The 13,470-nt window shown below is 58.4% G+C and carries 9 protein-coding genes; 2 read left to right on the forward strand and 7 right to left on the reverse strand.

The window, feature by feature from the left end; genetic code table 11:
• Positions 1-85 precede the first annotated feature (85 nt).
• The 5 genes from KO492_RS15225 to KO492_RS15245 form a co-directional block, all read right to left on the reverse strand.
• The gene (locus KO492_RS15225) at positions 86-1,480 is read right to left on the reverse strand and encodes a Do family serine endopeptidase (protein ID WP_216045723.1); all 1,395 of its coding nucleotides are present in this window, start codon (positions 1,478-1,480) and stop codon (positions 86-88) included.
• Between the two features lie 243 nt (positions 1,481-1,723).
• Complete coding sequence (locus KO492_RS15230) at positions 1,724-3,670, reverse strand: TonB-dependent receptor domain-containing protein (protein WP_216045724.1); 1,947 nt, start codon at positions 3,668-3,670, stop codon at positions 1,724-1,726.
• 277 nt (positions 3,671-3,947) lie between these two features.
• Entirely contained in the window at positions 3,948-5,561 is a 1,614-nt protein-coding gene (locus KO492_RS15235) for a BCCT family transporter (RefSeq protein ID WP_216045725.1), read from the reverse strand.
• 85 nt (positions 5,562-5,646) lie between these two features.
• Positions 5,647-6,063, reverse strand: coding sequence for a universal stress protein (locus KO492_RS15240; protein ID WP_216045726.1), 417 nt, complete (start codon positions 6,061-6,063; stop codon positions 5,647-5,649).
• Positions 6,064-6,277: 214 nt separating this feature from the next.
• The gene (locus tag KO492_RS15245; RefSeq protein WP_216045727.1) at positions 6,278-7,372 is read right to left on the reverse strand and encodes an Mrp/NBP35 family ATP-binding protein; all 1,095 of its coding nucleotides are present in this window, start codon (positions 7,370-7,372) and stop codon (positions 6,278-6,280) included.
• Between the two features lie 365 nt (positions 7,373-7,737).
• Between KO492_RS15245 and KO492_RS15250 the strand changes: the two genes are divergently transcribed.
• Complete coding sequence (locus tag KO492_RS15250) at positions 7,738-7,953, forward strand: DUF1127 domain-containing protein (protein ID WP_216045728.1); 216 nt, start codon at positions 7,738-7,740, stop codon at positions 7,951-7,953.
• A 565-nt stretch (positions 7,954-8,518) separates the two neighbouring features.
• Here the strand turns inward: KO492_RS15250 and KO492_RS15255 are convergent.
• Both KO492_RS15255 and KO492_RS15260 read right to left on the reverse strand, forming a co-directional pair.
• Complete coding sequence (locus tag KO492_RS15255) at positions 8,519-11,008, reverse strand: ATP-dependent helicase (RefSeq protein ID WP_216045729.1); 2,490 nt, start codon at positions 11,006-11,008, stop codon at positions 8,519-8,521.
• A gap of 81 nt (positions 11,009-11,089) precedes the next feature.
• Positions 11,090-11,701, reverse strand: a complete 612-nt coding sequence (locus KO492_RS15260) for a MarR family winged helix-turn-helix transcriptional regulator (protein WP_216045730.1) — start codon at positions 11,699-11,701, stop codon at positions 11,090-11,092.
• 136 nt (positions 11,702-11,837) lie between these two features.
• Between KO492_RS15260 and KO492_RS15265 the strand changes: the two genes are divergently transcribed.
• Complete coding sequence (locus KO492_RS15265) at positions 11,838-13,394, forward strand: MDR family MFS transporter (protein WP_216045731.1); 1,557 nt, start codon at positions 11,838-11,840, stop codon at positions 13,392-13,394.
• The last annotated feature ends 76 nt before the right edge of the window (positions 13,395-13,470 follow it).

Here is a 13,470-nt window from a genome sequence, read left to right on the forward strand (position 1 = left end):
CCCGAACCCCGCATTGACGCATCGGAACGCCTTCGGGAAAGGGCACGGATGCCCCTCGAAAGCGTTCCTCGCCGGTTCACATCGGCTACCGCACCCGCATCCGCAACAAGCGCCCGCCACGGTCAACGGTCAGCAGCCACATGCTGCTCCTTTGTCGGGCGACCTTCTGCAAATCTTCCGCCGTTGTGATCTCCATATTGTTCACCTCGACAATCCGGTCACCGCGCTGAAGGCCGAGGCGGGCGGACGCGCCTTGCGCCTCAAGCAGGACCACGCCACTGGCTTTGAGAGACAGGCCATATTCATCAATCAATGCTGGCGTCACATCCGCGACGACCATTCCGCCCAGAGGACCGGTCGATCTGATCTCCACCCTCTGCGTCTTATCCGATCCGGGCGCGGCAATCAGGGACAATTCCAGTTCCACCGGCTCCCCCGCACGCAGGGCCGAGAGCTTGACCTTTGAGCCGACCGGCAGGATCGACAGGCGATATTCCAGATCAGAGGGCGACAGAACCGGCTGTCCATCGAGGGACAAAAGCACATCCCCCGCGGTCAACCCAAGCGCTGCAAAGGGTGATTGCGGGTGCAATTCTGCCAGCACCACACCTTCGGGACGGTCTAGTCCCAGAGCTTCGGCCACCGCATCATCCACCGCCTGTGTCGTCACGCCGGACCATGGATGGATGAAACGGGTCTGGCCCGCTTCCGCCTGACGGGTAAATTCACGCACCAGATTGGCGGGGATCGCAAATCCGATGCCATTGGAGCCTCCCGAGCGCGACAGGATCGAGGTGTTGATACCGACCAGGCGCCCCGACATATCGACCAGCGCACCGCCGGAATTGCCGGGATTGATGGCGGCGTCGGTCTGGATATAAGACCCCGCCCCCCCCGGAATGGCAGAGCCCGAACGCGCAAGTCCCGACACGATGCCCGATGACACGGTTTGCCCGACGCCGAAAGGGTTGCCGATGGCCAGCACCAGATCACCAACCTCCAGCGCATCACTGTCGGCAAGCGGCAGGGCCGGCAGATCGGACGCCCCATCGAGACGCAGCACAGCGACATCGGCCTCCTTGTCGGCAAGGATCACCTCGCCCTTATATTCACGCTTGTCGGACAGAACGACGCGGATGTCGGAAGCCTCCCCCACGACATGATAGTTCGACACCACAAGCCCGTCCTCCGAGACGATCACACCGGAGCCAAGGGAGCGCTGCACCCGCTGGCGTGCGGGGCCGGAGCGGAAAAATTGTGAAAAGAACGGGTCTCCCGCGAAAGGAGAGAACCTCTCCTCAACCACGCGCGAGGCATAGATATTGACCACGGAGGGCGCGGTTTCTTTGACAACTGGCGAAAAGGAAAGCTGGATTTCGGCGCGGGTTTCAGGGACCTGCGGCACCTGTGCGAAACCTGTTCGAGCCGACGTGGAGACGGAGAAAACCAATAAAGCGGCGATCAAGGCGCTTCGTTTCATCGCGGGGCCTCATATCTGTTTATAGATGCACTTAAATGACGCGCCTTGGACAGGCTTTGCAAGCTCCCCCCATTCACGGAGCGCGAGGTTCCAAACACATCCTGTTTACCGCCCAACCATCCCTTGCGCGCGCCTCAACTACACGACGCCGCCTTGCTCGTTCGGGAATAAAAAGGGAGGCCCGAAGACCTCCCAGTAAATTCCACAAGATAAACCTTGGGGGCCAAAGCCCCCGAAGCAATGTCAGAAGTCGAGCGTCGCGGTCAGGCTGATTGTGCGGCCTGGCGCATAGATGGCAGAGGCTTTAACCCCGTTGCCGTAGCTGGAACGCTCGTAATAAGTCTCGTCAAAGAGGTTATCCACACCAAGACGCAGCGTGGTGCCGGACAGCGTTTGCGGCTGCCATTCAGCATAGGCATTCACCACGGTGTAAGCATCCTGCGGCTCGAAACTATCCGTGCAGTCAATCGACCCCGCCCATTCAACTGTGCCGCCGACCTTGAGGTTATACTCAGCAAACTCCTGATCCACATAGAGCGCCGCGGTGTCCCCAACAGGCGTAAAGACGCTGTTGCCCGGATCAATGTCTTCACCGTCATACGACACATCCACATTGGTGTAATTCACGCCGACACGGCCTGTCCCCCACGAATACGCTGCATTCAGAGTGTAGCCTTCGCTTTCATAATCCTCTGCATTCTTGAGGCTGTCTGAACCATACCAGTTCGAGTGATTTTTGATTGTAGTTTTGAAATAGGTGACACCACCTTGGAAGGCACCGAAATTCGCATTCAACCCGACCTTCACATTACGGGATTTACCTGCTTCAAAATCTGATTCGGTATAGAAGTCTGCGTCACGCGCATGCAAATAAGCGTATTCTCCAACAACATAACCCAGCCATGTCTCGGAGGCTCCCGCAAAGAGTTCGACCCCATCCAAGACCTCAAACGACACGGTCGCATTCGCGCTTGCCCCGCTATCGGAGAACCGCTTTCCGTTCCAGTCCTCGAAGCGATGGAAATCATACCGCGCCCCTGTAGAAATATCGAAACGCCCGAATTCAAGACGCGCCTGCGCATAGGCGCCAAGTTGCGTCGTCGACAGGTTGCGCACCCCTGCCCCGTTGTCGCCATAGGCATCAACGGAATAGTCATGCTCGTTGAAATCCACACCAGCCGTGATCGAGCCGGCATCAAGAGTGAAGACATTCTGGATCTTGCCGCCGAACTGATCCTCTTGCAGATCCATATCGCCATTGTAACCTGAAACAACATAGTTCGGACGCCAAAAATCATTCTCACTCACATACAGGAAAACCTCGGGGTCCCATAGGTCCGTCGGCGCGGTCGTGGTGTATTTCAAAGAGATCGTGTCACGGGTCACTTCCATCGGATAGAGCGTATCGTCTGTGCTCTGATAGAGGTTCATCTTGATCGTGCGATCTTCCTTGTCCTCATCATGCGCGTAGTTCAGCTCAATACGGTGCGTATCAAATTCATAGCCCACCTTAGCAAGGATCCCCCCTGCCGCCGGCGCAGACCCAAGCACCTCATCGCCATCTCCGGTTTCGTAATTGTCCCCGTCCTGCTTGCTGACCATAAAGAGCCAGTCGAACCCGTTATAGGCCCCGAAGCCCGCTAGGCTGCCTGCAACACCCTGCCCGTTGTCGCCGTAGCTCAGGCTCGCGCGTCCACCGATGTTGTCGCCTTCGTCCAAAAGATCGTAGGCAGAAACGGTTTCATAGCTCACCGCACCGGCAGCCGCAGCAAAGCCGCTGTCAGCCGCAGCGGCACCAGCCTCAACCTCGACAGATTTCAGGAAGGCTGGATCAAAGACAGAAGACCCTGTGTGGTGCCAGCTTGTCCCCGCCTGAGGCGCGCCATCAATGGTGACGGCCAGATTGGATTGCTCCATGCCGAAGACATAAATCCGTTTCGCAGGTCCCGCCCCGCCCGCAACCGTCACAGCAGACTCGCGCGCGAACAATTCGCTCACGTTTTGCGGGCTGAGAACCTCGATGTCCTCTTCGGAAATCACAGCGCCCCCCGTGGCCTCGACATTTTCCTGCCCTTCATCAACGAGCGACACGTTGATCATGTCGAGTTCATAGACCTCCTGTGCGAAACCTGCGGAGGCGAAAGCGACGTAAGACACGCCACACAACGCCATAAAACGTGAAATTCCCATATGTCATCCCCTTAGAATGCGACAAATTCGTGCGATGGACGCGGAATTACGCATGCCCTTATGGATTCTCAAGTATTTTTGTCAGGATTCTATTTGCTTGAAAATTAAGACATTTTCGAATCACTGAAATTTTAAAGAGGCAAATTTACCTTCATTTCAAAATAACAAATAAAAACAGTAAGATAATAAAAACACCCCGCAGAGAAAGCTCTACGGGGTGTCATTTCCAATCTCACACAACTGATGCAATCAGATCACATCTGCGGAAATTTCCGTGTTAGCGCGGCTCGGACCGCAGCCCGCGCCACGTGGCATAACAGGCCAGCAAGAGCACGATAGTGAACGGGAAGCCGGTCGAAACGGCCATCGCCTGCAACGCGCCCAGACCGCCGCCCAGAAGCAGAGCAATGGCGATCAGCCCTTCGAAAGCGGCCCAGAACACCCGTTGTGGCACGGGGGCGTCGACCTTGCCTCCTGCGGTGATCGTGTCGATCACAAGAGAACCGGAATCGGACGATGTCACGAAGAACACAATCACCAGAACAATCGCGATCAGCGAGGTAACGGATTGCAAGGGCAGAGCTTCAAGCATGGCAAAAAGCTTCAACTCCAGCGCCGCATCGGACACGGCGGTGTAGCCGTCATTAACGATTTGGCTGATGGCTGTGCCCCCGAAGGCGGTCATCCACAGCACCGAAACAAGCATCGGCACGATCAGCACCGCCACGAGGAATTCCCGCACGGTCCGGCCACGCGAAACGCGCGCGATGAACATGCCCACGAACGGTGACCAAGAAATCCACCACGCCCAGTAGAACGCGGTCCAGCCCTGGCGGAAGTTGTCATCCGTGCGCCCGAACGGGTTGGACAGCGCCGGAAGGTCGATCACATAGGCTTTCAAGTTGGCAAAGAACCCCGTCAGGATTGCCGCCGTCGGCCCCACGATGATCACAAAGAGCAAAAGCAGGGTCGCCAGCGCCATGTTGATCTCTGAGAGACGTTTCACACCGGCATCCAGCCCCGCCACAACGGAGAGAAGCGCCAGACCGGAGATCGCTGCGATCAGCAGGACTTTCGACACATCATTGACCGGAACGCCGAACAGATGGTTCAGCCCCGCATTGGCCTGCTCCGCACCGAACCCCAGCGAGGTCGCCAGTCCGAAGAGCGTCGCGAACACGGCCAGAATGTCGATGATATGTCCCGGCCAGCCCCAGATCCGCTCACCGAAGATCGGGTAGAAGATCGACCGCACGGTCAGAGGCAGACCTTTGTTGAAGGAAAACAGCGCAAGAGACAGCGCGACCACGGCGTAAATCGCCCAAGGGTGCAACGCCCAATGGAAAATCGTCGCCGCCATACCAAGACGGCGCGCGGCTTCGACATCGCCCGCCGCACCGGCCAGAGGCGCCCAGCTTTCCGGCGTGCCCGCATTGTCGGCAAAAGACGACGAGAAATGCGAGATCGGCTCGGAGACACCGTAGAACATCAGACCGATGCCCATACCAGCCGCAAAGAGCATGGCGAACCAGCCGCCATAGGAATAGTCGGGGCTTGCCTCCTTGCCGCCAATCCGCACCTTGCCGTAGGGCGACACAATGAGAAAGAGGCAGAAGACCACGAAGATATTTGCCGCCGTCAGAAAGAACCAGTCAAAGGTCTGGGTCAGCCAGTTGCGCAAATGGGTGAAAATCTCGCCGGACTGTTCCTGAAAGGCCAGTGTCAGAAAGACAAAGGTCACAATGGACAGGCCGGAGATGAGAAAGACAGGGTTATGAATATCAAGCCCGAAAGGCCCGACACTCGGGGTGATGTTGTCCTGACCGATTTCATAATCGGTCTCGATCAATGCAGCCGCGCCCTCCGGGGCGGGAATGCCGTCGTCGCTCATAGAATTACTCCTAAGGATTACAGTGTCATCCGAACACACGCCGCCCTGCCCTGACGAGCAAACAGCCAGCGGGTGTCAGCGCAGGTCAGCCGCGCACAAGAAAGACGGATGCGTCGGTGTGGGTCGCAAGTTTGCCGCCATGGGACGGCCAGAAATGATCAACGACATTGGGAACATGGGTGGCCATCACCACCAGATCAGCACCAGCCTCTTTGACCGCACGGGCCAGAGACTTGTCCAGATCGGTGGCCGGATCGTGGCTCACAACAGCACGGGCTGCGGTCTCGAAACCGTAGCGCTTGCTCTGGTCTTGCGCGAATTGCGCCAGATGTTTCGCATATTCTGTCGGATTGTGCCCCAGAGAACCGGGGGTTTCAGCGGTGACGCCAACATAGGTGACGGAAGCCTTGTAATGCAGAGCGATATCTGCGGCGACTTCCAGTGCGCGGGACAGGTTGTCCACATGCGCAAGGTCCACTGGGACCAGAATTTTAGTAAACATATTGTCCTTTCGGGGAGGTTTTTGCGGGCTTGCCGGCCCCTCGTCGTCCTTTCATGAAAACGCGCCGCTCGGGGCGACGCGAAAGAGATGAAACGCAATGGCAAAATGCCTTTCAACAAGGACAGGATAGCTGCCCTGCCCCTGTTTTGCAAACAGATGAAAATTTAGGCATATCACCCATCATCCCGAAAGACGCGTTTGACCGCCCGTAAAGTCAGGCGACGCCGGTCTCCACCAGCCGTTTGGCAAGCGCCTCATAGGGAGCGGCCAAAGGGCTATCTGTCGCGGCAACAGGCACGCCATTGTCACCTGCCAGACGCGCTTCCAACGCCAAGGGAAGCTCTGCAAGCAAAGGCACGCCAATCTTTGTCGCCTCGTCCGCCACTCCGCCATGTCCGAAAATATGTTCTTCATGACCACAGTTCGGACAGACATAGGTGGACATGTTCTCGATCAGGCCCAGCACCGGCACCTTAAGCTTCTCGAACATGGAAATCCCGCGCCGCGCATCTATCAGCGCCACGTCCTGCGGTGTGGAGACCACCAGCGCGCCGGTGAGTTCGGTCTTCTGTCCCAGCGTCAACTGCACATCACCCGTGCCCGGCGGCATGTCGATCAGGAGCACATCCAATTCGCCCCAGGCCACCTGCCCCAGCATTTGCTGCATCGCGCCCATGAGCATCGGCCCGCGCCAGACCACGGCTTCGCCATCGGGAATCATGAAACCAATCGACATCAGCGTGACACCATGAGCATGAAGCGGCTCGATGGTTTTGCCATCCGGCGACGCAGGACGTTTGTTGACGCCCATCATACGCGGCTGGGACGGCCCATAGATATCGGCATCAAGCAGACCGACCTTGCGACCCTGACGCGCCAGCGCCACGGCGAGATTCGCGGAGACGGTCGATTTTCCGACTCCCCCCTTTCCCGAAGCGATTGCAAGGATGTGTTTGACGCCCGGCACGCCCTGTTTGCCCTGTTGCGGAGTGGGGTGACGTCCGATCTTGAGGCTGGGCGGCTCGCCGGAAGACGTCTGTGCGGCCGGTTTCGGCGCGGAAGGTCCGTGGGCGGTCATCACGATGGAAACCTTTTCCACCCCCTCCAGCGCCTCAAGTGCCGCCTTGGCCTCAGATTCGATATGGGCCCAACTTTGCGCCGTGGCGGCATCGGGCGCCTCGATGACAAAGCTGATTGTGCCGTCTTGAACCGTCAAAGCACGCACCAGATCGGCATCGACCAGATTGGCTCCTCCCGGAAGCGCCACTTTTTTAAGCGTTGCCATGATTAGGTCTTGCGTTACAGGCATTCTGGCCCCCTTCCGATTTCTTTGGCTTTCCCTTCGAAATAGGGGGTTTATTGACCTTTTTCCACTCCTCATTGCCCTCACAGACACAGCAGCTCTGAGCGGCGCAACAAGCCATGCAAAATAGGTCAGCACGACTTATGCATGTTCTGCATAGCGGCAATGACGACTAGGTGGATTGTGCAATCGCAGCAAATCCTCAATATTGAGATCAACAACGCAGCCAAGGCTTGCACCTTCGACCGCACCAAAGCGGTTTGCTTCGAAAGACAAGAGTTCGATCGAAGACCGGCAGAAGCCCGAAGGGAACAAGACGCGGCGCAAACACGGACACGGGTCCGAACGCATATCAAGGTTTAGAAAGTCACATGGCTTACACAAACGACATCCGCAACGCCTCAACGGCCTCCACAGTACCCTTTGGTGGTCTGTTCAAGGCTTTGGCTGAACGCGTTGCACGTTACCGCGTCTACCGCGAAACGTTGCTGGAACTGTCCGGTTTGGACGATCGTGACCTTTCCGATCTGGGTCTGTCCCGGGCGTCCATCAAAGCCGTGGCCTACGAGGCCGCATACGGCAACTAAGAATACTCATCATGGCCTCCTCCTCCTCCCTGAGGCCCTGATACCTGCGGCGGCACCTCTCCTCCTCCCTGGTGCTGCCGCAACAGATACCGGAATTCGAGGCCCCCTCCTCCTCCCTGGGCCTTGAAGACCAGAGCGACGATGCTTCCTCCTCCCTGCATCGTCGCACCTATACGGGGCTCCGGCCCCAGACATGCGGTCTCTCTCTCCTCCTCCCTGAGGGATCGTTACTGAAGGCGGCGGTGTCTTCCTCCTCCCTGACACCGCCGCATTTCTTTACTTATACGGACCCCTTCCTCCTCCCTCGTGGTCCGATGCAAGAGCACCCGCGCCTCTCCTCCTCCCTGGCGCGGGTGTTTTTTTATGCGCAAACCGAAAGACGCGGCAGGCCTAAGCCACACCACGCCGGAAGTCTCATCGTATTTTCAGGGAATCGGTTTCGCGCAGAATTCTATAGTCCGCACCGAAATCGTTCTGCGAAAACCCACGGCACAGGTTATCAGGCAGCGCAGCGCAACGTCTTGATGCTGAGTGGCTTCACAGCCTCGAATGACTTGAAAAGGCTTTAAAACGGCACATCGCCCGCCTGATCCGCAGGAAGCACGAAGCCGGCCTTGAGCTTTTTCGTGCCGGAGTGATCGAACTCGACCGTCAGGTTTTCACCCTCAATCGCCATCACCTCGCCATAGCCGAATTTCTTGTGAAACACGCGCTCGCCCTCGGTAAAGGCCACAGTCACCTTGGCTTCAATCGTCACAGGAGATCGCGGCGTGCCGGCGCGGCTTGTGCGTTGCTGCATCCGTTTCCAGCCCGGTGAATTGTAAACATCGGCCTTGGCGGCGCGCTCCTGAAAGCGGCTGGGGCTGCTGTCCTGTCCATAATCGTCCAGTGAACGCCCCGCCCCCATATTGCCTTGCGCCCCATACAATCCGTTGGGTGTCATGACATCGACGTGATCTGCGGGCAGTTCGTCGATGAAACGCGAGGCCATCTGGGCCTGCCACTGGCCATACACGCGGCGATTCGCGGCAAAGGAAATGGTGCAAAGCTCTTCGGCGCGTGTGATTCCGACATAGGCCAGACGGCGCTCCTCCTCCAAACCCTTGGTGCCGCTTTCATCCATCGAGCGTTGCGACGGGAACAACCCTTCTTCCCAACCGGGCAGAAAGACCACCGGAAACTCCAGCCCCTTGGCCCCGTGCAGGGTCATGATCGTGACTTTCTCGCCGTCATTGCCGCTGTCATTGTCCATAATCAGCGCAACGTGTTCCAGAAAGCCCGCGAGATTCTCGAATTGCTCCAAGGCTTTGACAAGTTCCTTGAGGTTTTCCAGCCGTCCGGGCGCCTCCGGAGATTTGTCATTCTGCCACATCTTCGTGTAGCCGCTCTCGTCGAGTATCTTCTCGGCCAGTTCGATATGGCTGATCTCGGCGGGCTCATAGGCCACGCCTTCTACCAGCGCGTCCTCGTCTTCGACGCCATAGCGGATTTGCTGCACATTGAGCGAGGTCCAGCGGTCCAGATCGGCCAGCAACTGCGCAACGCCGGATTTCGCCTTGCCCTTGAGCAACCCGTCCGCCACCGCAATCCGCGCCCCTTCCACAAGGTTCACACCATTCGAACGCGCCGCGATCTGGATCTCTTGCAGGGCCTTATCCCCCACGCCACGTTTCGGCGTGTTGATAATCCGCTCGAACGCCAGATCATCGTCGGGCTGACAGACAACGCGGAAATAGGCCATCGCATCGCGAATCTCCATCCGCTCATAGAATCGCGGCCCACCGATCACGCGATATGGCAGGCCGATGGACAGGAACCGGTCCTCAAAAGCCCGCATCTGATGTGAAGCACGCACGAGAATGGCGATGTCGTCGAGCGAATATTGACGCAACCGCGACCGCGTCCCGCTATGCAGCGCCTCGATTTCCTCGCCAACCCAGCGCGCCTCTTCCTCGCCATCCCAATGGCCGATAAGCCGCACCATTTCGCCATCCGTCTCGGCGGTCCAAAGCTCTTTGCCAAGGCGATCCCGATTCCCTGCAATCACGGAGCTTGCTGCGGTCAGAATATGCGGTGTGGAGCGATAGTTCTGCTCCAGCCGAACAACCTTCGCGCCGGGAAAATCCTTTTCAAACCGCAGGATATTGCCCACCTCGGCCCCGCGCCATCCGTAGATCGACTGATCGTCATCGCCCACGCAGCAGATGTTTTTATGTCCGCCCGCCAAGAGCCTGAGCCAGAGATATTGCGCGACGTTGGTATCCTGATACTCGTCCACAAGGATGTAGCGGAACCAGCGCTGATATTGAGCCAAGAGATCGGGATGCTTCTGGAAAATCGTGACCACATGCAGCAACAGATCGCCGAAATCCACGGCGTTCAGGGTTTGCAAGCGGGCCTGATAGGCGGCGTAGAGCCTGACCCCGCGACCGTTGAATTCCTCGCCCTCGCCCCCTGAGACACGCCCCGGCGTGAGGGCACGGTTTTTCCAGCTGTCGATTACACCGGCAAGCTGACGCGCGGGCCAGCGTTTCTCGTCGATGCCCTCGGCATTGATCAACTGTTTAAGCAGCCTGATCTGGTCGTCCGTATCAAGAATGGTGAAATTCGATTTCAGATCAACGAGTTCTGCGTGACGGCGCAGGAGTTTGACACAGACGGAATGGAAGGTGCCAAGCCACGGCATCCCTTCGATATCCTGCCCCATCAGCGCCGCGACCCGCTCTTTCATCTCGCGGGCAGCCTTGTTGGTGAAGGTCACGGCGAGAATTTCGCGTGGCTGGGCGCGCCCCGTATTCAACAGATGCGCAATACGCGCCGTGAGGGCTTTGGTCTTGCCCGTGCCTGCGCCGGCGAGCATCAGAACCGGCCCATCCAAAGTCTCCACCGCCTCGCGTTGGGCGGGGTTCAGACTGTCGAGATAGCTGGTATCCGGTGCGCCGAACGTGGCCGCTCGCGCACCCTGCATCGCCAATTGCGAGAGGGAGGGCCTGTGCTGGCCGGATGTGGGGGCTGCGGCGGCCTCGAAGGCCTCGTCTTCATCGTAACTGCTCATGAGGAGCAGGATATAGAAGAGCCGCGCCAAGGAAAAGCACGTTCTGCAATTGTTCTCAAAATGAACGCCGCGCCGACCGATTCAGGGTGTCTCGTCAGAAGGCGACACAGCCTTGACCAAGCCACCCACATAGCGCGCAAAGAGGCGGGAGAAATCAGAGATATCCTCGCCACTCCAGCCCTCGAAGACCTGCGCCATAATACGCCATTTCGACAGGGTGAACTCCCGCAAAAAGTCCCTGGATTTCGGCGTCATGACCAGAACGGATTTGCGGGCATCTTCCTGCACCGCCTGCCGCGCCACATAGCCGCGCGACACCAGTTCGGAGACGATACGCGATGCGCGGGACGGGTCGACCGACATGACCTCCGCCACCATGCCGATGGTAGGCAACTCGGCCTTGTCGCGCCCCAAACCGGCAGAGATTTGCGCGATGGACAGAAGCCCTTGCAAGATCGCGGGTTCCAGCGGTTCGGACATGCCCTGCATCACCTTGCCTTTGAACTCGCCCTTTTCCGCCATGCGCCGCCAGCGGAACAGGGCCAGATCAAGGTCCAGTAGCGCCATCACGGCGGGGTCGGAAAACCCCTGATCCGTCAGGAAATCCGGCACGCCAGCATGAATGCGCGGATCGCCCGCACGGGTGTCGGGGTCGCTTCGGGGAGGGCTTGGCTGTGTGTCATCTTCGATCATGCAAAGGGAGTTGCATGAAAATATGCGCATGTCAATTACATGCCATACACACTTATGTGCTATTGACATATATTTAGAATTGACGCTATCTGCGCAAAACCCGCGGGCCGTGCCCTGACGGGGCAAAGGAGTTTTCATGTCCGCACCGCACAACAGCCCCAAATCGACAGATCAGCCCGCGTCCACGTATGAACATCCCGCAGAGGAGACCTCCGTCGCGCTGGTGATCAGTTCGGTTGCGGTTCTGTTGCTGCTGGCCTCTCTCGACCAGACCATCGTCTCCACGGCGCTGCCGACCATCGTGGCGGACCTCGGCGGGCTTGAGCATCTGTCATGGGTGGTCACCGCCTATATCCTCGCTTCCACCATCGTCGCGCCGCTCTATGGAAAATTCGGCGATCTTTTCGGGCGGCGGAACGTAGTGATCTTTTCAGTCACACTGTTTCTGACCGGCTCCGTGCTCTGTGGCATGTCCGGCTCTATGGGTTTTCTCATCGCCGCACGCGCGCTTCAGGGCTTGGGCGGCGGCGGGCTGTTCGTCCTGGCGCTTTCCATCATCGGGGATGTGATCCCGCCCAAGGAACGCGGCAAGATCCAAGGCGTCTTCGCAGGTGTGTTCGGAGTGTCCTCCGTCGCCGGACCGCTTCTGGGCGGCTGGTTTGTGGACACGCTGTCATGGCACTGGATTTTCTACATCAACCTGCCGGTGGGCGCGCTGGCCCTTGCGGGTTTTATCTTCGGCTTCAAACCCTTGGGCAAACGGGTTCAGCACAAGATCGACTACGCAGGGGCCGCAGCGCTCACCCTGTCCTTATCTTCCATCGTGCTTCTGACCGCTCTGGGAGGCAAGGAATTTGCCCTCACAGGCCCAATCGGGTTGGGACTGATGGCCGTGTTTGTGACCGCCACGCTCGGCTTTATCGCCATTGAGCGCAAGGCCAACGAACCGATCCTCCCGATGGCTCTGTTCAAGATGAATGTCTTCACTATTTGCTCCATGATCTCCTTCATCTCGGGGGCGTTAATGTTCGGCGCACTGACTTTCATTCCGGTCTTTTTGCAAATGGCCAAAGGCGCCAGCGCCACCCAATCGGGACTGCAACTCATCCCCATGACCTTCGGCATCCTGTGCACCTCCACCTTCTCGGGTCAGTATATGGGCCGTACCGGACGCTACCGCCTCCTGCCGAAAATCGGCCTGAGCCTCGCCACGCTTGCTCTGCTCTCCCTGACACGTCTGTCGCCGGAGATGCCCTCATGGCAGCTCTGGCTGTCGCTGGCAGGGCTTGGCGCGGGCATGGGCTGTATCTTCCCCGTGGTCACGACGGCGGTGCAAAACAGCGTAGACCGCCACCAGATCGGAACGGCTACGGCGGCGGGGCTGATGTTCCGTCAGGTGGGCGGGTCGATTGCCGTTGCACTGTTTGGCGCACTGTTCGCATCCCGCATGGCCAGCCTCATGGGCGGCGCGCCGGTGGAGGGCTTGGCAAATGCCGCAGAATTGGGGCCGCAAATCCTCGCCACCTTGCCTGCAGAGGCCCAAACCCTCGTCGCGCAAACCGTCTCCGAGGCGCTGCATCCTGTCTACTGGATTGCGGCGGGATTGGCGTTTGCGGGGCTGGTCATAGCACTGTTCCTGCGCGAGCTTCCCCTGAGTGCGCGCAGCGCTCCCGCACGGGATGAGGCGACTTGATTCTCTGAAATTGCGGTTTTGCAAAGCCGTAAATCCCGACAGGGTTGATTTGCTAACACATAGGATTTGCACTGCA

Source organism: Celeribacter halophilus, from assembly GCF_018860305.1.
GTDB classification, from domain to species: Bacteria; Pseudomonadota; Alphaproteobacteria; order Rhodobacterales; family Rhodobacteraceae; genus Celeribacter; species Celeribacter halophilus_A.

Excerpts from the sequence above, each read along its gene's own strand:
- KO492_RS15235 (WP_216045725.1), bottom strand. The coding sequence starts at position 5,561 with ATGAGCGACGACGGCATTCCCGCCCCGGAGGGCGCGGCTGCATTGATC.
- KO492_RS15260 (WP_216045730.1), bottom strand. The coding sequence starts at position 11,701 with ATGATCGAAGATGACACACAGCCAAGCCCTCCCCGAAGCGACCCCGAC.
- KO492_RS15265 (WP_216045731.1), top strand. The coding sequence starts at position 11,838 with ATGTCCGCACCGCACAACAGCCCCAAATCGACAGATCAGCCCGCGTCC.
- KO492_RS15245 (WP_216045727.1), bottom strand. The coding sequence starts at position 7,372 with ATGCCTGTAACGCAAGACCTAATCATGGCAACGCTTAAAAAAGTGGCG.
- KO492_RS15240 (WP_216045726.1), bottom strand. The coding sequence starts at position 6,063 with ATGTTTACTAAAATTCTGGTCCCAGTGGACCTTGCGCATGTGGACAAC.
- KO492_RS15225 (WP_216045723.1), bottom strand. The coding sequence starts at position 1,480 with ATGAAACGAAGCGCCTTGATCGCCGCTTTATTGGTTTTCTCCGTCTCC.
- KO492_RS15230 (WP_216045724.1), bottom strand. The coding sequence starts at position 3,670 with ATGGGAATTTCACGTTTTATGGCGTTGTGTGGCGTGTCTTACGTCGCT.
- KO492_RS15250 (WP_216045728.1), top strand. The coding sequence starts at position 7,738 with ATGGCTTACACAAACGACATCCGCAACGCCTCAACGGCCTCCACAGTA.
- KO492_RS15255 (WP_216045729.1), bottom strand. The coding sequence starts at position 11,008 with ATGAGCAGTTACGATGAAGACGAGGCCTTCGAGGCCGCCGCAGCCCCC.